The sequence below is a fragment of the Pseudomonadota bacterium genome, from assembly GCA_026388215.1.
Taxonomy (GTDB): domain Bacteria; phylum Desulfobacterota; class Syntrophorhabdia; order Syntrophorhabdales; family Syntrophorhabdaceae; genus JAPLKF01.
The window spans coordinates 1-21,015 of record JAPLKF010000135.1 but is presented as its reverse complement, the minus strand read 5'-3'; the positions used below and the strand labels follow the sequence as shown (position 1 = coordinate 21,015).

The window sequence follows — 21,015 nt, the reverse complement described above, 5'->3', positions numbered from 1 at the left end:
GTCGGCTATTTTGATTTTTTAGAGGTGTTTTGTTTAATTATAACGGTGGGTTATACGATATGGAAAAAAACTATGGAAGGGGTTCTATGATATCCCATAAATTTACATCTTGATCGACAAGGTCTTCGACAGAAGTTTCCTCCCCTAATTCTTTACTTTTATGCTTTTCTCCGGCAAGTTCGCCATCAAAGAGAAAGGCCTTTCCACTAAATTTTTGATTCATTTCAACATCAGCATTCTTCAAAAAATACCTTTCCTGTTCTCTTATCGCCTCACGTTTTTCCAGAGACGTTTCATTGGTATAGTTTTTCTCATAGGTAATCACCTTATCAAGAATAATTTTCCCCATGAGTTCTTCAAGCGACTTAAGCTCGACAGTTTTCATCTTTTTGCGAAAACTGAGTTCTTCCCGGTGAATGGCATAGTGGATTTTATTAAGCCATTTTGTAATACGGTCTTTATCCTGTCCTTCCCGCCGGGCTATCTCTGTTTCATTTAAGCCTTCGCTGTACATATCGTACCATTTCAAATATTGCAGGAAAGTCTTGTCTGAGATGAAGTACAACCACCAAAAGGCCTCATCTTCTTTGGAAACTTCCTGTTTGCCCTCCCGACCTTCTAATTGTTTTAGGACAGAATCCCAGATAGTATTTAAAATATATTGCTTATTTTTCTTATTCACTTTTTGCAGATTAACCCCGACGCCGATGAAATTATCCCGAAATAATATCTCCAGGAGATCCTCCCCGGCTCCGTCTGGTATCCCTTCTTTGTATTTTGTAACGAAATGCCAGATTGTATCTTTGATGTATCTCTCAGTCGAGCCTTCCCTGTTCAGGAACGATATGTCAAGCTTGAAGAAAAGCATGTTTTGATGGTCCTTGTGTCTATACCCTATCAACGGTGATCTAAACCTGTTGTAATAAATCCCCTGCAAGGTGATGTAGTCGACATATGGTTCGTACCCTATATAATCTATTTCTGTTGCCATCGGAGATACGTGACCAGTTAACAACGCCGTTTGCGGGGCTTTTTCGGTGTCGGTGGTGACCCATATCTTCTTCAACCATCTCCAAACTAAAAAACCGCTGAGCGTGTCGGGATACCCAGTCTTTGTTGGTAGGTTGTTTAAATAGTGGGCAGGATTTCGCCGTTCCCTTAGCTTCTCACGATATTCGATACGTTTGTCGAATTTCAGCATGAGACCGTATTTTTCGCACAGTTCCTCGCTGAGTTCTGCAACGTCCGGTGGATCCTCCACGTTATTGAGCATCAGGTTAAACATGTCGATACAGAGGGGATCACGAAACATGACGCTCGTCTTTCGCCAGATGAAGTAATTACCCTTAATCCGCCTGACGCCATCGAGTTCTTTTTCAAGGGTTTTAAAAAGATTGCTTTTCCGTCCCATGTTAGTCTTTTCCTTCTCCGTAATAATTATACTACATTGTGCCTAAAAATGTGCCTAATGTGCCCTTGATATCCTTTCATAAACAAACATAATCCAAAGATGCAAATAAGCGTATCCCTCGAAAACTGTTGACAATAGCCGTTTTGTGTGTTTTAGGTAATTGCACTTAAAATCCCTCGGTGGTTTCCACTGTACGAGTTCGATTCTCGTCCCGGGCATTTTAAGCTGAGAGCGAAGGGCGGAGAGTGGGGAGTGGTAAGTGGAGAGTGGGGAGCTGAGGGCAAAGGGCGGAGAGTGGAGGGCGAGAAATAGCTCGTAGCTGATAGCTCATGGCTCATTGCTGAAAGCGGAGAGCAAAGAAAAAGGAGAATCCTATAAAGAATTTCCTTTCGCCAGCGATTTACGGGGTTATCATTTTATGTTTTTTCCTGCCATGGGTAAGTGTCTCCTGTCAGGGTCAACCAATCGTGACATTCAGCGGTTTCCAGCTTGCAAAGGGAACTACCTTTGACCAGCCGAAGTCTTTTGGTCAGAAAATGGCGGCCGAAAAGCAACCGAGAAAGGTTCACTTTGAGATATTTGCGTTATTATCGCTTCTCGTTGCGGTTGGTGGGCTTGGTGCATGCTTCCTCAAAGGCAAAGCAGGCGTGACGCTACCTGCAATCGCAGGTGGGATAGGAACAATTTTACTTATTCTTATGAGGATCAAGCTCAGCAGGGAAATTTCAAAAGTAGGTGCAGGTGCTAACATCTTACAGCTGGAGTATGGGATTGGATACTATCTCACGATACTTCTCTTTCTCGCTTCCCTGGTAATAAATCTGTATTCTCCGACAAAACGTGATGCGACACCACCTACCAGTATGAAAAGCAGGGGTAATGAGAAGTTCTGTACCCAGTGCGGGGCGCGAAACAATACAGGGAATCAGTTCTGCAGTGAATGTGGTGTCAAATTGATGTGAGGAGGGTACATATAGATTTCTTTGACAAAGTGAAGGAAGGGATCAGTAAAGGTGTTACAACAGTCAGTATTAAATCGAAAGAGATGCTCGAAGCTAACAAAATTAAGGGTCAGATAGACAGCCTTCAGAAACAAAAGAAAGGTTCTTTAGAAGAGCTTGGAAATATTATCTACTCCATGTTCCTCGAAGGGAAAGGCTATAACGAGGTAACAATCAAAGAGGAGTGCAACGTTATCGTAAACCTCGACACACAGATAAGTGAAAAAGAGGAGGAACTGAGGAAGGTCCACCTCGAAGCTCAGGAGGCACTTGGTAAACAAAAAGTCCCACAATCGGTATGCACCTGTGGCGCAGAGATTCCTGAAGGCATAAAGTTCTGTGGTAAGTGCGGAAAAAAGATAGACGAGAGTGAGAATAAGATAGAGGGAACTGAGGTTACGGGAAAAACCTGTCCACACTGCGGCTCCCAGATGGCCCAGGATGCAAAGTTCTGTGGTAAGTGCGGAACCGAGCTCTAAACAAAGACCTTCATTCCTGGTTCGAAATCTTTATAAAGTTATTTCTTCTTCATCCCGCCCATCTTGGGCATCGCAGGGATAGTCATTTTCTGATAGCCGGAAGGGAGCTCGAACATACTATCAGATACGGATTTCTTGATATTCCTGTATTCCACACTGTAACTCCCATCCACCGCAGCCGTCTTGATCGGGAAATTAAGGTCTGTGGCAACCCACTGGTAGTGTTCTCTTGTCTTACCCGCGTCCTTAGATGTAATAAGATACTTCTCAGTCGGGTGGCCATCTATTGTCTCTTTCCCAATAAGCTTGCGACTCACCTCACCCTTCACCTTTTCGCCTGCTTCGGGTTTTTGAGTGGGATCGTAAGGCATTTCAAGGTAGGATTTCTTATCAGGTGTTACAAGCCACATGACATTTTTGTCCTGCCGTACGATGGAGTAGCTTGATTGCCCGGGCGTGTCGGTACGGATTTTATCCCCTTTCATGTAAATTTTGCCTGAGTATGAGTTCCCAGCAGTCGTTGTAATCATGTCAGCTGAAAATTCAATGGCATACGTATTTGCGAAAGCACAATGGATGATACACAGACATATTCCAATAATTAATAGATGCTTTTTCATTTCTCACCCCTTAAAGCATTGTTACGTTATGAAATGTTCTGAAACGCTTTGACATTTTGCACTGTACGAGTTCGATGCTCGTCCCGGGCATTTATGATTTTAGCTAACCCTCTTTTGCCTGGAAATCTATTATCTTCGATCCGTCCGCCTGCATAGAAACCCTGCCATTGAGTACACCGCCCTCAACAATCGAGAGTTTGCTCGTATACACATCTCCGGTTATAACCCCCTTGGATTTTACCTCCACAAGCTCTTTGACCTTCAGGTTTCCCTCCATCTTGCCGCCTATGATACTTCCCCTCGCTGTAATATCACCTTTGAGAATCGCCTTTTCACTGAGAATTACCCAGTCAGCATTCACGTTTCCGTTCAGGGTACCGTCGATCCTCAGTGTTCCCTTTGTCTCTATATCACCTTTAAAAACCGAATTTGTGCCTATGAATGATTCCAGCCTGTCTACCTTTTTAGTAAACATTACGGCCTCCTTTCGGCATATTTGCGGGGATTGACCGGTTTCCCATCCTTCCATACCTCATAATGGACATGGGGCCCTGTTGCATTTCCGGTAGAACCAACATAAGCAATTATCTCCCCACGCCTCACCTTCTGACCTACCTTCACTATGTTTACCCTGTTGTGGGCGTAAAATGTCGTAAAACCTAATCCGTGCTCTATGGCGATAAGGTTTCCCTTAATACCACTCCCGCCTGAGAAGCTTACTATACCGCCTGCTGCCGCCCTGATTGGGGTTCCATAAGGTGCTGATATGTCCATACCTTTATGGAATTCATCCTCTCCGCTACGGGGATGCTCCCTCATGCCAAAATGGGATGTTATGTTGCCCTCTACAGGGAGAAGCTTTGGGGTTGCATAATGTAGATTCCTCTCGTGCCGTAAATATTCCCTTATTTCCCCCACTGTTTCAACTGTTCTTTTAATCTCCTCTCTGATGGTTTCCATATCAACTGACCCTTGATTCGGGGTCTCAACGTTTTCAAGGATCTTTTCTTTGGTGCCAAAATGGAACAGCCTTTTAAACTCGCTTTCTGCATTTTTGATTGCCGTTATGGTCGTGCGTAATTCTAAAAACTGCTGTGAATAATAGTTAAACTTCTTTTCCATGATATGATACTTCACCGTGTCTACAGCAATGGAAACAATATAAACAGTCCCGAAAATCCATAGGATTATTGAGATAACAATACCTATAGAGGGAATCTTAAAGTTCAAGGTTTTCACATTGCTATGAGGGATTAACATGATTGTGATAGGGGTAAAAGCCTTCTTACAGAAACCTTTTATCTTTTGAAAATCCAACACCCTTACCTCCTTCCCCTGTAATGCTTACCATAGAATGCACAATTGAATTTAAAAATAAACCCCTTATATCATTATCTACCTATCAAATATAAGGTTTAATTATAATGATTCTATTGGCTTAAATGTAAATAGTTATGATATCGGTTTTAACCCCCCCCCTCTTTAATTCCTATTTAGATTATCACAGTATGAATCTATTGTAAAACACCATTTTTATTTATTCAACACAAAAATAATTTTTCTGTTTATTAATCCAAACAATGATGGTTCACAACCTTTCAATCATACCATCAACAGATGCCCGTTTTTCCTGAGCCAGAGCCTGCGCTTCTTATAGTCAGGGATAATTTTCTCCACATTGCTCCAGAACTTTCTCGAATGGTTCTTTTCCCTTATATGTGCAAGTTCATGGATCACAACATAGTCTATTACAGTATAGGGGGCCATTACGATTCTCCAGCTGAAGGAGAGTCTGTTATCTGGTGAGCAAGAACCATAACGGGAGCGTGCGCTCGTTATCTTTATATTTAGGGGAAAAAGCCTGAGCCTCTTACTGTAATAATCTACCCTTTCCCCTACCTCTTCTGCTGCTCTCTTTCTATACCACTTTATAAAAAGTTCCTTTGCCTCATCCACCCTATCTTTATCAAGGAGAAATGTACCGTACAATAACTTAAGCGGGGTATTGCCACCATTTGTATCATGGAACTTAAGCGGATAATCTTCTCCCAGATAGAGAAATCTTTCTCCTGAAACAAACCTTTTTGCCTGTTCGGTGCTGTCAATCTGTCTATCCCTCTCAATCAGTTTTTTAGAAATCCACGAACTCTTTTCTTTAAAAAACATATCTATATCGCCCTTAGATGTATGGTGGGGTGCATAGATTACTATTTTTCCATCCATCCTGATCTTCAGGGTCATCGTCTTTTTCCTCTTCTTGCTGCGAATTAATTGATAAGCAATATTGGTCTTCAAACTAAATCTCTAACTCCTCTCCCTTCTGGGGAACATGGGTGCTAAGACCCAACCTCTCGTTGACAATCCTCTCAAATTCAAGTGAAACAGATTCTTCACCGTGCACTATAAAGACCTCTGGTTTGCTTATAAATGTACCAAGCCACTCGAGGAGTTCTTTCTGGTCTGCATGGGCTGAAAATCCTCCGATAGTATATACCTTTGCCCTCACAACCATTTCCTCTCCAAGGACATGGACGGTCTTCGCCCCATCAACGATATGACGCCCGAGGGTACCCTTAACCTGAAAACCTGTGAATATTATGCTGCATTCGGACCTCCATATATTATGCTTGAAGTGATGCTTTATGCGTCCCCCCTCACACATACCACTTCCTGCAATAATAACTGCCCCTGATTTTATCTTGTTGATTTTCTGCGATTCCTCAACAGCTGTAGTAAAGTGGATTCTCATTCCCTCACTACTTTTAAATTTAAACACGTTCACTGCTTCTCCATCGAAATATTCTGGATGTGATATATATACCTTTGTCGCTTTATCGGCAAGGGGGCTATCCACATAGACATCAAGATCCTTGAGCCTCCCTTCCTTTACCAGTTTATTCAATACATATAAAACATCCTGGGTCCTCCCCACGGCAAAGGCCGGTATAAGGACATTCCCTCCCCTTTTGAATGTGCCTTTTATCGCCTCTACCATTTCATCGATACTTTCCTCGACACTCTTATGGAACCTGTTGCCATAGGTAGATTCAACAACAACATAATTTGCTTCCTCTACGTGTTGAGGATCATTTATGACAGGGTTTTCATTTTTTCCAATATCACCAGAAAATACAATCTTTCTCTCATTACCGCCGCCATCCTGATACCATAGCTCCAGTGAACCAGAGCCAAGGATATGGCCTGCATCTATAAACCTGTATTTCACCCTATTACCCAAGTCTTCTATGTTCCCGTACGTCTTTTTATCGAAAAAGGGTACAGCTGCCTTTACATCCTCCTCAGCATACAGAGGCTCAAATATCTCATCCTTCCCAGACCTGAAGGATTTTTTTGTTAACCACTCTGCGTCCTTTTCCTGAATATGGGCCGAGTCATAGAGCATTATCTCTACGAGGTCAGCAGTGGCTGATGTGGTTATGATCCTGCCACGGAACCCCTCCATCACAAGTTTTGGTATAAGACCTGAATGGTCAAGATGGGCATGGGTGAGAAGGAGGTAGTTTATCTCCTCTGGATTAAACTGAAAGGGTATCCTGTTTACCTCATCGGCATTTTTCCCCTGATATATCCCGCAATCAACGAGTAGCTGCATACCATTCGTAGATAAATGGTAACACGACCCCGTGACTGTCCTTGCTGCACCTAAAAATCTTATCCTCATATTTTCACCCCTTTGAGAATCAGTGAATGCTGGCTGCTGAATTGACATTATTTAACACAGTATGATATCCTCCTTCAACTTTAATCCTAAATTAATTAGGGGGTAATACATGAAAAGGGAAACAAATCATCTGCTTAAGATGATGGTGGTTATCGTTACATTATTATTTCTCTTCTTTATCGGGATGGAATCTATAGCCTTTGCAAGGGCAGGTGGCGGGAGGTCATTTGGAAGCCGTGGGTTCAGCTCCGGCAGGTCCTACCAGAGGAACACACCCTCCCAGCCATCACAACCAACACAGCAGCCGGGGATGGCTCAAAGACCCCCTGTGCAGCAATCTGCACCCTCAATGGGAATTGGGAGAAGCTTCCTTTACGGGCTTGGTGGGGGGCTCTTTGGAGGAATGATAGGGAGTATGCTTTTTGGTGGCCACGGTTACGCCGGTGGACAGGGATGGGGTGGTGGAGGATTCGGTTTTGGTGATATTATCATCATCCTCGTCATCCTGGCGATCATCTATTTTGTAGTCAAACGTTTTCGGGCCCGAAGGGAGATGCAGATGAGTTCTCAAGGGAGTGCCTATGCCCCTTCTTATACATACGATGCCCCTGCCGCAGAAGAGGCTTATACCCCTTCTACAATGGAAGAAGGGCTCCGCTACATCAGGGAAATGGATCCGTCCTTCAATGAAGGCAGGTTTAAAGAGACTGTGGAGGACAACTTCTTCAAGATCCAGAGTGCATGGACAAAACTCGATTTGAGCGGGGCAAGACATCTTCTGACCCCACAGATGTTAAGCACATTTCAGGAAGACATAAACAAAACCATAGCAGATAAACAAATCAACCGCCTTGAGAACATCGCCGTTCGCCAGGTGGAGATCGTCGATGCTGCCCAGGATCGGGGCGAAGAATATATCACGGTCAAATTTCTCGCAAGCCTTCTCGATTATACAATTGATGAAACGAATAACCAGGTCATCTCAGGAAGTTCTACAAATCCTGTAAAGTTTCTCGAGTACTGGACCTTCACACGAAAGATTAGTGAGAAAAACTGGGTTCTCTCCGGCATTACACAGGAGGGGGATTACTGAAAGGCAGCTCTCAGCAAATAGCTATCAGCTCTCTAATTGATACATCAAAGATGGCTGACCATTAGGTCGCCAGGACAATAAGGCTTATACGGTCGAAGCTTATGCCATGAAAGGGCAGTTCTGACTTGCAGATAGACAATCTTTTTATGCTATAATTATTAAAAAATCGGGAGGGTATTATGAAAAGGTTTCTATCCATATTCGTGATAATCCTTATCCTTGGCTTTGCAGTAAGTGCGATGGCTGATGTGAAAGGTGCAAAATTACTGGTCAAAGATATCCACTGGCTCGGCCATGATACATTTAAAATTACAGGTGAGAAGGTTATCTATACAGACCCATTCAAAATAAAAGATAGCGGCGAAGAGGACAGAGCGGACATAATCCTGATAACCCATGAACACCATGACCACTGCTCACCAGAGGACATAAAGAAGATTCAGGGACCAGATACCGTGATAGTTACCACACCTTCCTGTGCAGAGAAGTTATCAGGAAATGTGAAGATAGCAAAACGGGGGGATGTGATGGATATAGGCGGCATTCGTATTGAAGCAGTACCGGCATACAACATTGACAAGAAGTTTCACCCAAAGGATAAAGACGGCGTGGGGTACATCTTCACGGTAAGAGGAGAGAGGATATACCTTGCCGGGGATACAGACTACATCCCGGAGATGAAGACTTTTAAAAATGTGGGCATTGCCCTTCTACCAGTATCAGGAATTTACGTGATGACAGCAGAAGAGGCGGTCAAGGCAGCCCTCGATATTAAACCCGATATTGCAATACCGATGCATTACGGCAAAATAATCGGGACAAGAATGAATGCAGAGAAGTTTGCAGAAGGGTTGAGGAAAAAGATAGAGGTTGTGATCTTAAAAGAGGAATGAGGATGAAAGATGAATAATCCTGAACGTGCAGTGAGCTGCTTCAAGGAAACCTTCAGCTGTTCCCAGGCAATACTATCAACCTATGGCCCTGAATTGGGCCTTGAAAAAGAAACTGCGCTCAAGGTCGCAGGTGCCTTTGGGGGAGGGATGGCACGTATGGGCGAAGTGTGCGGGGCCGTGACCGGTGCATTCATAGTCATAGGGCTTAAGCATGGCAAGATAAAGGCCGAGGATGAAGAGGCAAAAGAAAAGACATACCTCATTGTAAGAGAATTTGTTGAAAGGTTTAAATCACGCAATGGCTCCATTAAATGCAGGGAATTGCTTGGTTATGACATAAGTACATTAGGGGGGATTAAGCTCATAAAAGAAAAAAATTTGTTTTATACCATTTGTGTCAAATACGTCAGAGATGCGGCTGAAATCATCGAGGAACTCCTGCACTGACGGATCATGATTGAGGTTGTGTGAAGTACACGATGAAAATTTGCTGAACGGAATGGGTTCTTCTACAAGGAAATTCTTTTCTATTAAGGGGGTAGTATATGAAACCTAAAGTGTACATTACCAGAAGGATCCCTCCGCCAGGTTTGGAGCTTATAGGGAAGTTTTGTGACGTTGTGCTCCACCCTTATGATGTGCCTCCTGGGGAGGAAGAAATCATACAGAACATCAGGGATAAGGATGGACTTCTCTGTCTCCTCACCGACAGAATCAATAAAAACATTATCGAGGCCGCATCTCAACTTAAAGTAATCAGTACCTTTAGTGCAGGTTTTGAGCATATAGATGTGAATGAAGCCACAAAGAGAGGTATATATATCGGCTATACCCCTGGTGTCCTCACCGATGCAACAGCCGATCTTGTGTTTGCCCTCATCTTAAGTGTATCGAGGAGGATTATAGAGGCAAACAGGTTTGTACGAAAACTCAACTGGAAAATTTCATGGTCCCCTACATTGCTTCTTGGAGAGAGTGTCTGGGGAAGCATAATAGGCATTATAGGCCTCGGGAGGATAGGGAAGGCAGTGGCAAAAAGGGCGAAGGGGTTTAATATGAAGGTTCTCTACACTGATATTGCCCGGATTTCTCCTGAAGAAGAAAACGGGCTTGGTGTTGAATACAGACCTCTTGAAGACCTGCTCAGGGAATCGGACTTTGTGAGCATCCACACCCCTCTCACAAAAGAAACATACCATATGATAGACGAAAAAGGTCTCAGATTGATGAAATCAGGCGCCATCCTGATTAATACCTCGAGGGGGCCTACGGTTGATGAGACGGCTCTGGTAAAAGCCCTGAAAGAAAAGTGGATAGGAGGGGCAGGTCTCGATGTGTTCGAAAGGGAACCCATAGGCGAGGATAATCCCCTTCTTGAGCTTGATAACGTCATACTCCTTCCACATATAGGGAGTGCAACGAGAAAGACACGGGCAAAGATGGCTGAAGTTGCCGCCAGCAACCTTCTATCAGTATTAAAAGGCGAGTCCCCTCCCTACTGGCTCAATCCAGAAGTAGAGAGAATCAGGCCTCTGTCAAAGGTAAGGATGCTCTAATTTCTTCTCCCTGCCTACTTTTTCATTACCACCCATAAGCCACCTTCGGATATGACCTCAATCTTTCCTTTCAGTTTGCTCGCCTTGATGTCCTGCCATAGCTTATCTGACCTTATTTCAATCTTACCAATCCTGAGGTTTAGGTCTCGTGACTGTGCCCCGATATCCTTAATCAAATTACGGGGGGTGAATTTCCCGAACCCTCCCCCTATGAAGGCAACCCCATTGGTCCTGAGAATCCTATGGACTGCCGAAAGATTGACCTGGAACAGGGAGGGGAAGAATAAGGCCCCTCGAAAAATGGCAAGATCGACAGTGTTTTCTTTAACACAGGATAGGGAGGTCTCTGTTTCAATAACATTGATTTTCTTTTCAAGCCCCATTTTCATTACTTCCTGACAGAAAAAACTACCCATCCCCTGCGGAAAGGTTGCAATGAGGAAAGAGCTACCAATATTCTGTTTATGTAAGGCAAATATTGTCCCACAGAAGGGGCCAATTTCCATTATGTTCCCGTCTTTTCGGCCGTAGAGTTCATTAATCTGTTTCGCTAAATAGGGATACACCGGGGCCCAGAGACGATCGATTTCCTTGATCAGGTCTAAATACACAGAAGTCACAGGAAAAAATATAGATGTATTTTTATAAGCTGTCAAGGAGGAATGGGTCAACTATTGATAAATGCCAAAAGGGGTTGGATGGGTAAAGAACCTAAGCAAAAAGTAATGAAATAATGAGTGGATAAGGTATTTATGGTATATTCAATATAATAAGGGGGAACAAATTAGGTGGATAATTTTTTTAAACTACTTAAGAGAAATAACCATATTCTCTTATGAAAAATAATTGGGAATTGCCCCATATCCTCACCGTAAAATCATCAGCAGGTGCTGGTAAAACCTACAGGCTTGCACTAAGATACCTTCAATTACTCGCCATCGATAAATTCATTGAAAGCCCTGTAAAGAATCATATATCCAATATCGTTGCCATCACATTCACAAATAAAGCGGCTGCAGAAATGCGCCTCCGTATCATTGACTGGATGAAACGGATTATCCTGGATATCCCATTTGAACATTCCTCCCGTAAACCAATTGATGAAATCTTAAGCAGTGAAGAAATGAGGGGTCAAGGATTCAATCCCGCCAAGGCAGGACTCGAATCCTTAAGAAATGACATTATTGAAACAATAAAAAACAATTTTGAGGATTTGATCAGGAATTTTTACGATTTTAAAGTGGGCACAATTGACAGCTTTGTAAACCTCACCCTGAAGGCATCTGCTTTTAAATTAAACCTTCCTCCTGATTTTGATATCTCCACCGAATCTTCATTATATATTGATTTCGTACTCCAGGAATGCCTGCAACAGATACTTGAAGATAAAACCGTAAGAGAAAAGTTTGACAGGTTCCTGAAAAATTATATCGAAATGGAAGGCGAGAATGTAAGCTGGATACCCAAAATATTTTTAAGGGACACCATCTATAACTTTTGGAAAGAAGAGGCAAAAGAAAATAAAGAATTTGCATATACAATTAACATAGACCGGCTTGAACTTGTTCGAAAACAGATTAAAAAAGATTTTAAGGTACTATCACACTACCTGAAAACAATGTCTCAAATAAAAGTGAACAAAAATTTTTTAAAAGCCCTCACGGAGTTTTCCATTTCAAATAGACTTGAATTTAAGGGTAGCAGCTACTTCAAAAAACAAACGATAAAAGAATGTTTAAACAAAGGAAGCGCCCTGCCTGACGAAGAATACGAAAAATTGTGGCAAGAAATAAGGCAACTACTTGCAAGGTTTACAGAAGCCATATCTGAGTTTAAGTTTTCCTCATACATAGAAATATACAATCTATTCAAACAAATGCTCAAAAAGGAGATTACCTATCGTAAAAGGCTTATACTCATAGAACAACTTAACAAATTATTACAACAGATAATCAATAGAGAACACTTTATTCCTGAAATCTATTATGCCCTCGCAGAACAATACTTCCATTTCCTTATAGATGAGTTCCAGGATACAAATCACCTTCAATGGAAAAATATTGAAGTCCTTGTGGAAGAAGCACTGAGCAGAGGTGGTGCGCTCTTTCTTGTGGGAGACAAAAAGCAGGCAATCTACCGCTGGCGTGGAGGAAAGCCAGAACTCGTCGATGAAGTTGCACGTACTTATCAATCCTATCCAGTCTACAGGCTTAATCTTGGCACAAACTACAGAAGCGGTGAACATATTGTAACATTCAACAATACAATATTCAGTCCTCCAAATTTGAACAATATCATTGAATCCATGATGAAGGACATATTCCCAAAAAGTAGAGGAGAGATTATAGAAACATATCAGGATTCAACTCAGTCATGCCTTGAATCAAAAAAGGATGAGGGGCATGTCTATATAGAAAAGCTCATTCAAAAGGATGACGAGGGGAAGACAAAGGAAACATTTGTCAAGGAAGAGAAAAATCAAATAACCGGGGAAAGGTTTAAGAAACTAATTAGGGAGATAAGAAATAGCAATGTCTTTCAGGATAAAGACATTGCTATTCTTACAAGAAGAAGGGAAGAGGCACAATTCATTGTGAAGATACTTCTTGAAATGGGCATAAGCGTCGATTCAGAATTCACCGTGAATGTGAAGAATAATCCATTAATAAAAGAGATGATAAGCTTTTTGCAGTTTATCAATACACCGGGTGATGATATGTCCTTCGCAGGATTTATCACCGGAAAAATTTTCCTTAACAAGACTGAAATCATCGAAGATGAAATCATTCAATGGATAACAGACAATAGAATAAATAATACGCCTCACCATCTTTATAAAATGTTTCAAAAGGATTATCCCCATCTCTGGGATACGTATTTTGAATATTTCTTTAAAAGCGCCGGATATCTCCCGCTTTATGAGCTTGTTGTTCTTTTCCTGAAAAGATGGGGCATATTAAAGCATTTTTCCGAAGATGCACCATACTTCCTCCATGTGTGTGAGCTTATAAAAGAGAGGGAGGGCCTCGGGGAGAATAATCTCACCGGTTTCCTTAGGTTCTGGAATGAAGGCTCAGGTAATCTTTATGGTGATAGTCCAGAGACAGAGGCACCATTTTTATTGAAAACCACAGAAGGGGCAAATGCCGTTAAAGTGCTCACGATTCATAAGGCAAAGGGGCTACAGTTTCCTATTGTCATCCTGCCATTTTTAAAACTGAATACCTTCGGCGCCTCTGACAGCAGAGATAAAGCGAAATTTTATGTATCAGAAAAAGACATATTGAAACTTCTCTACATAAAGAAAGACTTTACTGACTATTCAGAAAACCTCAAAAACATCTATCAGGAAAAAGAGGCGGAATACCTGTTTGATGAACTTAACAACATGTATGTTGCCTGTACGAGGGCAGAAAAGGAACTATACATGTTTTTAACCGATTCGGAAAGACAGAAAAATCATCTTATCGATTATCTTTTCAATATAGATGATTTAAAAAAATATGTGAAAGATAATACCATAGAAATAGGTAAGCGCTCTTCACTGTTCATGGAACATAGGATAGGAGATGAAGAAAATATTCTGTTTTTTGATAACATTGGAGACGACATTAAATGGATAGAGAAAATAAAAACAAAATTTGTAGAACCGGAAAAGATATCAAAAAACCAGATATTTGCAAAAAAGAAGGGCGATGTTATTCATTACATCCTTTCCATGGTCAAAGAGCTACCGGATGACCATGAAGAGTTTTTGAATACATGTATAACTACGGGGATTGCAAAATATGGTTTCCATCCATATGAAGAAGAAATAAAAAATACGATAATCAAATTTTTCCACCACCCTGAATTCAAAAAGTTTTTCCTCCCTGAAAAAGGTGACATTGTATATACGGAGAAAGAAATAATTGATCGCAAAGGTGAAACTTATAAGGTTGACAGGATTATCATACATAGTGACCATGTAGATGTAATTGATTTTAAGACAGGAGAATCTCATGCCATAGAGCATGGTGAACAGATAACAAATTACGCATCTCTCTTACAGAAGATTCACCAGGGTAAGTCTATTAAAAAGTACCTGTTATATATTGATGATAATAGGATAATTGCTCCATGAAAAAAATATACTCCATTCCACTGGGAACAGATTTTATTGAAGCATTGAAAAACTTTATCATTGCGGGTGGAAAACCCCTCTCAGAAACTGCGGTTGTCTTTGCAGGAAAGAGACCTTCCCTCTATTTAAAAAGAAAATTTGCAGAAAAGGCTACTCAACCCTTCTATCCCCCCAGTTTCTTCTCTATGGATGAATTCATCGATTACGTGGCAAAAAAGAAATATCATACCTTTACCGACTTAGAGTACGCTGACGCAATCTGGTTGCTCTATCAATCGATTCAATCTTTGGATGTCTTTAACAACCACCCGTTTCGCGAGAATGGTTTTGGAGAATTTTTTTATTGGGGTCAATATCTCCTCGATTTTATCAATCAACTCGACACTGAAAATATCCCCAACAGTAAACTACATTCCCTAGAAAGGAACGCAGAAATAGGGTATGACGTTCCTGAAGGTGTTAATACACTGCTCATAAACATAAGCATTTTAAGGGATGAGTTTCATGAGACTCTAAAAAGGCATAAATACTTCACACGGGGCTATAAATATTTAAGCGCATTAGATGTTATAGGGGAAATTGATTTTAACGAATTTGCACACATCTATTTCGCAGGACTTTTCGGCCTCACCGGTACAGAAAAAGAGCTTTTAAAAGATATTTGGGAGAAGGGTAAGGGAGATATTATTTTAGAGGGCAAAGTTGAAGACTGGCAGATGCTCACTCATCTGGCCTCATACTTTGGCGCTCAAATTGAAAACATACCCTGTGAAAGGACAAATCATAAAAGTATAAAAATTTACTCTGGTTTTGATATTCATTCGGAAATTTTAAAGGTCTATAAAATCTTAAAAACAACTGATGCACAAAAAACAGCTATTATTCTTCCAACATCGGAGCCCCTTTTCCCTCTTCTCACATTTGCAATAGATAGAATCGATACAAGATACAATATCTCCCTTGGTTATCCTCTTGCAAGAACACCTGTATTTGATCTAATCTCAAATATATTAAACGCTCAGATTGCAAGACGTAAAGAAGGCCTCTACCCGGCCAGACATTATCTCAATGTGATCCTCCATCCATTTGTGAAAAACCTGATGCTTGGCGCAGACATAAGAACATTCCTGCTGGATATTGAAAAATCACTCACTGGAGGCTATCCAGAAAGCAATCTTGCCAATAAACCTTTCATAATCTTAGAAGAGATTGAAAAGGCTACCAGGCTGGGAATAGTGGACAATCGGGAAGTATTAAAAAGGATACATAAAATATTTTTCGAAAATTTTGAGGATGCCAACACACTGTATGAATACTCAGAGAAGATTGAAGAAGCACTCGATTTCACTCTCAATCACACACCAATCCGCTCATACATCCTCTCGGGTGAAATATTTAAGAAGATGTTTGAACTTTTAGAAAAGATGAAGCATACAAAATTTAGTAAGGAGCGATTCCATCCAGGCGAAGAGGAGAACAGACGGGTATTATGTGATTTTATTTTACAGTCCCTAAAATCAACCACCTTACCTTTTGAAACAAAACCAATAGAGCCTGTTGAAATTCTTGGTGTCCTCGAATCAAGAAATATACGGTTTGACAGGGTTGTTATACTTGATGTGAATGAAGGAATAATTCCTGAGCCAAAAAAGATTGACCCACTTGTACCGCTGGGTGTATATGATAAACTCGGTATACCAACGCCCGAACACAACGAAGAAATCTACAGATACTATTTTTATCGTTTAATAGAATCTGCAAAAGATGTCCACCTGCTTTATATCGATTCAGAAGATAAACCACGAAGCAGATATATCGAACAGATTTTATGGGAAGAAGAAAAAAGTAAAAAAGAAATAGGTGTGATAAAAATAGATAGATCAATTTATAGAATCAATTTAAAACCCCAGGAAATATTGCCTGAAATTAAAAAAACAGAAAATATCCTCAGACTACTTTCAACAAGGTTATACACACCTTCAGAAATTGATGATTACATACGTTGCCCGACAGTTTTTTATTACAGCCATATTTTAAACTTTGAACAAAAAAGAGAAGTAACAGAAGATATAGATGTAATGGACAGAGGAAAGATTATCCATCGTATCCTCTGCAACACATTTGAGATATTTAAAAATAGAGAAATTACCCCTTCCATGTATGATGAAATTCTTTCAAATATGTATGATATGATAGAAAGACATTTTACAAACAGATTAATTACAGGTGAATATTATCTTTTCAAAAAACTCACTACATATAAATTAGAATCATTCTTAAAGAAAAATGTAAAAGAGGCATCAAGACCATTCACGATAAAATATCTTGAAGAAAGGATAGAAGATAAAATTGTGTTAGATGACGAGAAAATAAAATTTAAAGGCAGGATAGATAGAGTAGATTTTTACCCGCAAGAGAATGAGTATGTAATAGTAGATTATAAAACAGGTGGCATAAAACAATACTCTCAGGGCTCTCTTAAAAAAACAGCTCTCAATTCGATCGAAGATATACGCAAGAATATAAATTCGCTTCAATTACCTACCTATGTTCATCTATTTCAAAATACATTTAATATACCTTTGGGTAACATCAATGCAAAATTGATACTGCTCAGGAATAATGAAGAGGAATTTTTATTTAAAGGTAACACAAAAATAGAAAGGGAACATATACAGGAAAAATATATTGAAGTAATAAAAACAGTTTTAAGAGATATTCTAAATAGTTCAAAACCATTCAAACCTTATACTGATGATGCATGCGCCGAATGTACATTTAATAATATGTGTCATATATAAATTAAGTGAACGTCGAGTAGTAAAAAATAAAATAGTAAAAATATATTTTTTAAAAACTTTTCTTGACAGAAAAATCATTTTGTAGAATAGTAAAGACAGATAGTTTCAAAATAAAAACCGAAGGGGGTAATACAATGGCAACAAAAAAAGTAGTAAAAAAGGCAGCACCGAAGAAGGCAGCAACAAAAAAAGTAGTAAAAAAGGCAGCACCGAAGAAGGCAGCCAAAAAAGCAGCAATAAAAAAATAAGTTAAAAAGTTTGTAACAAAAGCAAAACCAGCGAAGATGACAGGGATTCAAAAAAACAGTTAGCTAAGTTATATCATAAGCAGTGCAGTTAAACTGTAGATACTACATGTTAGTTATGATGTAGTCTGTTATTTGATCTGCTGGGTCAAAACTAATGATAGCAAAAAATAAAACCTTTTTTGTTATAGGATTTTTTTCTCTTAAACCAAAACAATTCTCACAGTCTTTCTTGCAAGACTTTTTTTCTTTTCATGACTTTGCAAAATATTTATGTATAACCATATAATTTCTCCTTACCGACAACTTAAACCAAAAAATTTTAACTTGACAGAATATAAGATTTTTATACAATAGAAGGAGAAACTATTTATAGAATAAATTGAAAAGGGGGTAATACAATGGCAACAAAAAAAGTAGTAAAAAAGGCAACACCAAAAAAGACTGTGAAAAAAACAAAACCTGCCAAAACACCAGGATTGAAGAAGGGTAGCAAATTAATTTGCAATATTTGTGGTATGGTTGTGGCGGTAGATAACGCATGCGGTTGTATTGAGACTTGTGATTTGATCTGCTGTGGCAAACCGATGAAAGAAAAAAATAATTGATTGGATCATCAATAAGTACTAAATATTTTAAGGCTGACTGCTGAATTATTACAAATGCAGTTGAAAAGCTAAAAGGTGTTATGTTAGCTTCTTAACCTGACACGTTATGATAAAAGAATGGAAACTTTTAGATTCAAGGGTAGATAGGGATTACAAGGTATTCAAAATACTAATAAATCAGGCACACTCTCCAAGGACAGAGAGAATAAGTGAGTTTTACACAATAGACACTAACGATTGGGTGAATATTATCCCTATTACTGAAAACGGAGAAGTCGTGATGATCAAACAATACAGGCATGGCTCAAGAGAAGTAACCCTTGAGATACCTGGAGGTCTTGTGGATGATGAAGGGCCGGAGAATGCTGCATTGAGGGAACTTTTAGAAGAGACGGGTTATACGGGAGAAAACTTACAGTACTTAGGGGCTACGAATCCCAACCCCGCAATATTTAATAACCTCTGCCATACATATCTCACTGAAAACGTAAAAAAGGTTGCCGAGAAAAACCTTGATGACGATGAAGACATAGAGGTAGTGCTTGTACCCATATTAGAAATTCCTTCACTCATAGAAAAGGGAATTATTACCCACTCATTAGTAATAGTCGCTTTCCATTTCTACTTCTCAGAAAAATTACAGCCTTAAGAGATTATGGATAAAAAGAATATTCCTGTAATCTCTATAGTTGGCAAATCAAAGGTCGGAAAGACAACTTTTATAGAAAGATTGATACCAGTGCTCAAAGACAAGGGTCTCAAGGTAGCCACAATAAAACACCATCCTCATAATTTTGAGATCGATATAATCGGCAAAGATACCTATCGACATAAAAAGGCAGGCGCAAAGATTGTAATCATATCTTCCCCCAAAAAGATAGCGTTGGTAGAAGATGTTGAAACTGAACTAACGCTGGATGAAATTCTGTCCAGATACGTAAGCAATGTTGAAATTCTAATCACCGAAGGATACAAACAAGGGAATATGCCAAAGATTGAAATCTATCATCCCAAGGAAGGGGCTAAACCTCTATGTTACAATGATAAAAACCTTATCGCAATTATAACGGATGAATCAATAGACGCTCATGTCCCTACATTTCAAAGGGATGATATAAAAGGTGTTGCAGAGTTTATAATATCGAGATTTATTCGTAAAAAAGTCTCTTGAGTTCTTTAACAAGCGCAATATTTTCAATATGTCCTGTCTGTTTCGCCACAATTCTGCCTATCACTGGTCTGTTGAGAAGGTATATATCTCCAATTAAATCGAGTATTTTGTGCCTCACGAACTCATCCTCGAATCTAAGTTGCGTATTGATTACTTCTTCATCACTCAAGATTATTACATTGTTTATCCTTCCACCTGAGGCAAGGCCCATCTTTGCAAGTTGTTCAAAATCCTTTATAAATCCGAACGTCCTGGCGGGGGCTATCTCCCTCACAAAATTATCTTTATCCCCCATGAAATGGTATCTCTGAATACCAATCGGTTTTGAATGTTCTAAAAGATAATCAACTTCAAATACATCAGAGGGCTCTATATATAGAGATTTACCATTATTTAAATTTGAAAGCTGAACCCTCCGTTGAATCCTTAGGGGTTCAATCCCCTCTTTCTGTTCAACTATGCCGGCTTCTTCCATCTTATTGCATATCTCAATAGCAGAACCATCAAATATTGGTATCTCTTCACTTACTTTTATCAGAAGGTTGGTGATGCCATACATATGACATGTAGCAAGAAGATGTTCAATGGTTCTTACAATACAATATTTTCCTTTCACAGATGAAGCATATCCAACAGAATATACATAATCAATATAAGCCGGTATACGCTCACCATCAGGTATATGTTCAAAGATTATGCCTGTGTCTTCAGGCATTGGAAGAAGTATCATTCCTGTTTTTACGCCTGAATGAAGACCGACCCCATATACCACAATACTTTTTCCTATTGTCTTCTGCTTAAAAATATCAAAACCTCTTGAGATTCCTATCTTAAAATCATCTATCTTTTCTTTAAGTTTATCTTCCCTATTCAAACCTCTAAAAATTACCTCAAGCACCTTGTCTATAGACAGGGGTTTTTCAAGAAAGTCATAGGCACCCATCTTTACCGCTTCTACCGCAGTAGAGATCGTTCCGTGTCCAGATATAACAATTACAATAGCATTTTCATCTTTATTCTTTATGTTTCTCAATACCTGCAAACCATCCATCTCAGGCATCCATACATCAAGGAGGATGATTTCCGGTTTTTCTCTCTCGAAAATGGAAAGTCCTTCCCTGCCATCAGTAGCCTTAAATACATGAAAACCCTCATCCTTTAAAATTGAAGAAAGACTATCGAGTATATCCTTTTCATCGTCTATAATAAGTACCTTATTCATAAATGATATTGTACCTAAAAAAACAGGAATTTACAATTTTTCTGATAAAAAGCTATACTTTTGGACTGTGTATCATCCATTTCACATGCCAAAATCTTTTAAACAGCATA

At 39.8% G+C, this 21,015-nt stretch carries 19 protein-coding genes; 11 read left to right on the top strand and 8 right to left on the bottom strand.

Annotated features, from left to right (window positions below):
- Positions 1-70 precede the first annotated feature (70 nt).
- A complete protein-coding gene (locus NTU69_07990) occupies positions 71-1,411 on the bottom strand; it encodes a hypothetical protein (protein ID MCX5803453.1) in 1,341 nt (446 codons plus the stop codon).
- Positions 1,412-1,878: 467 nt separating this feature from the next.
- Here NTU69_07990 and NTU69_07985 point away from each other — a divergent pair, with 467 nt between their 5' ends.
- Both NTU69_07985 and NTU69_07980 read left to right on the top strand, forming a co-directional pair.
- Positions 1,879-2,373 carry a zinc-ribbon domain-containing protein gene (locus NTU69_07985; protein ID MCX5803452.1) on the top strand — a complete coding sequence of 165 codons (495 nt, stop codon included), beginning with the start codon at positions 1,879-1,881 and terminating at the stop codon, positions 2,371-2,373.
- Positions 2,352-2,891, top strand: coding sequence for a zinc ribbon domain-containing protein (locus tag NTU69_07980; protein ID MCX5803451.1), 540 nt, complete (start codon positions 2,352-2,354; stop codon positions 2,889-2,891). Before NTU69_07985 ends, NTU69_07980 begins: the two co-directional genes overlap by 22 nt.
- 38 nt (positions 2,892-2,929) lie before the next feature.
- Here the strand turns inward: NTU69_07980 and NTU69_07975 are convergent, their stop codons facing one another.
- From NTU69_07975 to NTU69_07955, 5 genes are all read right to left on the bottom strand, one after another.
- Positions 2,930-3,511 (bottom strand): DUF4412 domain-containing protein, encoded by a 582-nt coding sequence (locus tag NTU69_07975; GenBank protein MCX5803450.1) that lies wholly within the window; start codon positions 3,509-3,511, stop codon positions 2,930-2,932.
- Positions 3,512-3,614: 103 nt separating this feature from the next.
- Positions 3,615-3,986, bottom strand: coding sequence for a polymer-forming cytoskeletal protein (locus tag NTU69_07970; GenBank protein ID MCX5803449.1), 372 nt, complete (start codon positions 3,984-3,986; stop codon positions 3,615-3,617).
- Positions 3,986-4,828 carry a M23 family metallopeptidase gene (locus NTU69_07965; GenBank protein ID MCX5803448.1) on the bottom strand — a complete coding sequence of 281 codons (843 nt, stop codon included), beginning with the start codon at positions 4,826-4,828 and terminating at the stop codon, positions 3,986-3,988. The genes NTU69_07970 and NTU69_07965 overlap by 1 nt, the downstream gene beginning before the upstream one ends.
- A gap of 285 nt (positions 4,829-5,113) precedes the next feature.
- Positions 5,114-5,752, bottom strand: coding sequence for a SprT family zinc-dependent metalloprotease (locus tag NTU69_07960; protein ID MCX5803447.1), 639 nt, complete (start codon positions 5,750-5,752; stop codon positions 5,114-5,116).
- Between the two features lie 55 nt (positions 5,753-5,807).
- On the bottom strand, positions 5,808-7,193 hold the full coding sequence (locus tag NTU69_07955; GenBank protein MCX5803446.1) for an MBL fold metallo-hydrolase: 1,386 nt from the start codon (positions 7,191-7,193) through the stop codon (positions 5,808-5,810).
- A 109-nt stretch (positions 7,194-7,302) separates the two neighbouring features.
- Here NTU69_07955 and NTU69_07950 point away from each other — a divergent pair, with 109 nt between their 5' ends.
- The 4 genes from NTU69_07950 (at position 7,303) to NTU69_07935 (ending at position 10,735) form a co-directional block, all read left to right on the top strand.
- On the top strand, positions 7,303-8,286 hold the full coding sequence (locus NTU69_07950; protein MCX5803445.1) for a Tim44 domain-containing protein: 984 nt from the start codon (positions 7,303-7,305) through the stop codon (positions 8,284-8,286).
- Between the two features lie 179 nt (positions 8,287-8,465).
- A complete protein-coding gene (locus NTU69_07945) occupies positions 8,466-9,179 on the top strand; it encodes an MBL fold metallo-hydrolase (GenBank protein MCX5803444.1) in 714 nt (237 codons plus the stop codon).
- A 9-nt stretch (positions 9,180-9,188) separates the two neighbouring features.
- Positions 9,189-9,626 carry a C-GCAxxG-C-C family protein gene (locus tag NTU69_07940; GenBank protein ID MCX5803443.1) on the top strand — a complete coding sequence of 146 codons (438 nt, stop codon included), beginning with the start codon at positions 9,189-9,191 and terminating at the stop codon, positions 9,624-9,626.
- 98 nt (positions 9,627-9,724) lie between these two features.
- Positions 9,725-10,735, top strand: a complete 1,011-nt coding sequence (locus NTU69_07935) for a D-glycerate dehydrogenase (protein ID MCX5803442.1) — start codon at positions 9,725-9,727, stop codon at positions 10,733-10,735.
- Positions 10,736-10,749: 14 nt separating this feature from the next.
- Here the strand turns inward: NTU69_07935 and NTU69_07930 are convergent, their stop codons facing one another.
- The gene (locus tag NTU69_07930) at positions 10,750-11,355 is read right to left on the bottom strand and encodes a hypothetical protein (protein MCX5803441.1); all 606 of its coding nucleotides are present in this window, start codon (positions 11,353-11,355) and stop codon (positions 10,750-10,752) included.
- A gap of 215 nt (positions 11,356-11,570) precedes the next feature.
- Between NTU69_07930 and NTU69_07925 the strand changes: the two genes are divergently transcribed.
- The 5 genes from NTU69_07925 to mobB all read left to right on the top strand — a co-directional run bounded on the left by NTU69_07925 (position 11,571) and on the right by mobB (position 19,683).
- Positions 11,571-14,858, top strand: a complete 3,288-nt coding sequence (locus NTU69_07925) for a UvrD-helicase domain-containing protein (GenBank protein ID MCX5803440.1) — start codon at positions 11,571-11,573, stop codon at positions 14,856-14,858.
- Positions 14,855-17,659 (top strand): PD-(D/E)XK nuclease family protein, encoded by a 2,805-nt coding sequence (locus NTU69_07920; GenBank protein ID MCX5803439.1) that lies wholly within the window; start codon positions 14,855-14,857, stop codon positions 17,657-17,659. Before NTU69_07925 ends, NTU69_07920 begins: the two co-directional genes overlap by 4 nt.
- A 646-nt stretch (positions 17,660-18,305) precedes the next feature.
- Positions 18,306-18,512, top strand: coding sequence for a hypothetical protein (locus NTU69_07915; GenBank protein MCX5803438.1), 207 nt, complete (start codon positions 18,306-18,308; stop codon positions 18,510-18,512).
- Between the two features lie 106 nt (positions 18,513-18,618).
- Entirely contained in the window at positions 18,619-19,161 is a 543-nt protein-coding gene (locus NTU69_07910) for an NUDIX hydrolase (GenBank protein ID MCX5803437.1), read from the top strand.
- A gap of 6 nt (positions 19,162-19,167) precedes the next feature.
- Positions 19,168-19,683: a molybdopterin-guanine dinucleotide biosynthesis protein B gene (mobB, locus tag NTU69_07905; GenBank protein ID MCX5803436.1), complete on the top strand. Its 516-nt coding sequence runs from the start codon at positions 19,168-19,170 to the stop codon at positions 19,681-19,683.
- On the opposite strand, the gene lpxC is transcribed toward mobB, so the two are convergent.
- Positions 19,661-20,905, bottom strand: coding sequence for a UDP-3-O-acyl-N-acetylglucosamine deacetylase (lpxC, locus tag NTU69_07900; protein ID MCX5803435.1), 1,245 nt, complete (start codon positions 20,903-20,905; stop codon positions 19,661-19,663). The genes mobB and lpxC overlap by 23 nt on opposite strands.
- Between the last annotated feature and the right edge of the window lie 110 nt (positions 20,906-21,015).

What these genes read in the sequence shown, in the direction of transcription:
- NTU69_07990 (MCX5803453.1), bottom strand. Translation starts at nt 1,411, where the DNA reads ATGGGACGGAAAAGCAATCTTTTTAAAACCCTTGAAAAAGAACTCGAT.
- NTU69_07980 (MCX5803451.1), top strand. Translation starts at nt 2,352, where the DNA reads ATGTGGTGTCAAATTGATGTGAGGAGGGTACATATAGATTTCTTTGAC.
- NTU69_07975 (MCX5803450.1), bottom strand. Translation starts at nt 3,511, where the DNA reads ATGAAAAAGCATCTATTAATTATTGGAATATGTCTGTGTATCATCCAT.
- NTU69_07970 (MCX5803449.1), bottom strand. Translation starts at nt 3,986, where the DNA reads ATGTTTACTAAAAAGGTAGACAGGCTGGAATCATTCATAGGCACAAAT.
- NTU69_07960 (MCX5803447.1), bottom strand. Translation starts at nt 5,752, where the DNA reads ATGACCCTGAAGATCAGGATGGATGGAAAAATAGTAATCTATGCACCC.
- NTU69_07955 (MCX5803446.1), bottom strand. Translation starts at nt 7,193, where the DNA reads ATGAGGATAAGATTTTTAGGTGCAGCAAGGACAGTCACGGGGTCGTGT.
- NTU69_07950 (MCX5803445.1), top strand. Translation starts at nt 7,303, where the DNA reads ATGAAAAGGGAAACAAATCATCTGCTTAAGATGATGGTGGTTATCGTT.
- NTU69_07945 (MCX5803444.1), top strand. Translation starts at nt 8,466, where the DNA reads ATGAAAAGGTTTCTATCCATATTCGTGATAATCCTTATCCTTGGCTTT.
- NTU69_07940 (MCX5803443.1), top strand. Translation starts at nt 9,189, where the DNA reads ATGAATAATCCTGAACGTGCAGTGAGCTGCTTCAAGGAAACCTTCAGC.
- NTU69_07935 (MCX5803442.1), top strand. Translation starts at nt 9,725, where the DNA reads ATGAAACCTAAAGTGTACATTACCAGAAGGATCCCTCCGCCAGGTTTG.
- NTU69_07925 (MCX5803440.1), top strand. Translation starts at nt 11,571, where the DNA reads ATGAAAAATAATTGGGAATTGCCCCATATCCTCACCGTAAAATCATCA.
- NTU69_07920 (MCX5803439.1), top strand. Translation starts at nt 14,855, where the DNA reads ATGAAAAAAATATACTCCATTCCACTGGGAACAGATTTTATTGAAGCA.
- NTU69_07915 (MCX5803438.1), top strand. Translation starts at nt 18,306, where the DNA reads ATGGCAACAAAAAAAGTAGTAAAAAAGGCAACACCAAAAAAGACTGTG.
- NTU69_07910 (MCX5803437.1), top strand. Translation starts at nt 18,619, where the DNA reads ATGATAAAAGAATGGAAACTTTTAGATTCAAGGGTAGATAGGGATTAC.
- mobB (MCX5803436.1), top strand. Translation starts at nt 19,168, where the DNA reads ATGGATAAAAAGAATATTCCTGTAATCTCTATAGTTGGCAAATCAAAG.
- lpxC (MCX5803435.1), bottom strand. Translation starts at nt 20,905, where the DNA reads ATGAATAAGGTACTTATTATAGACGATGAAAAGGATATACTCGATAGT.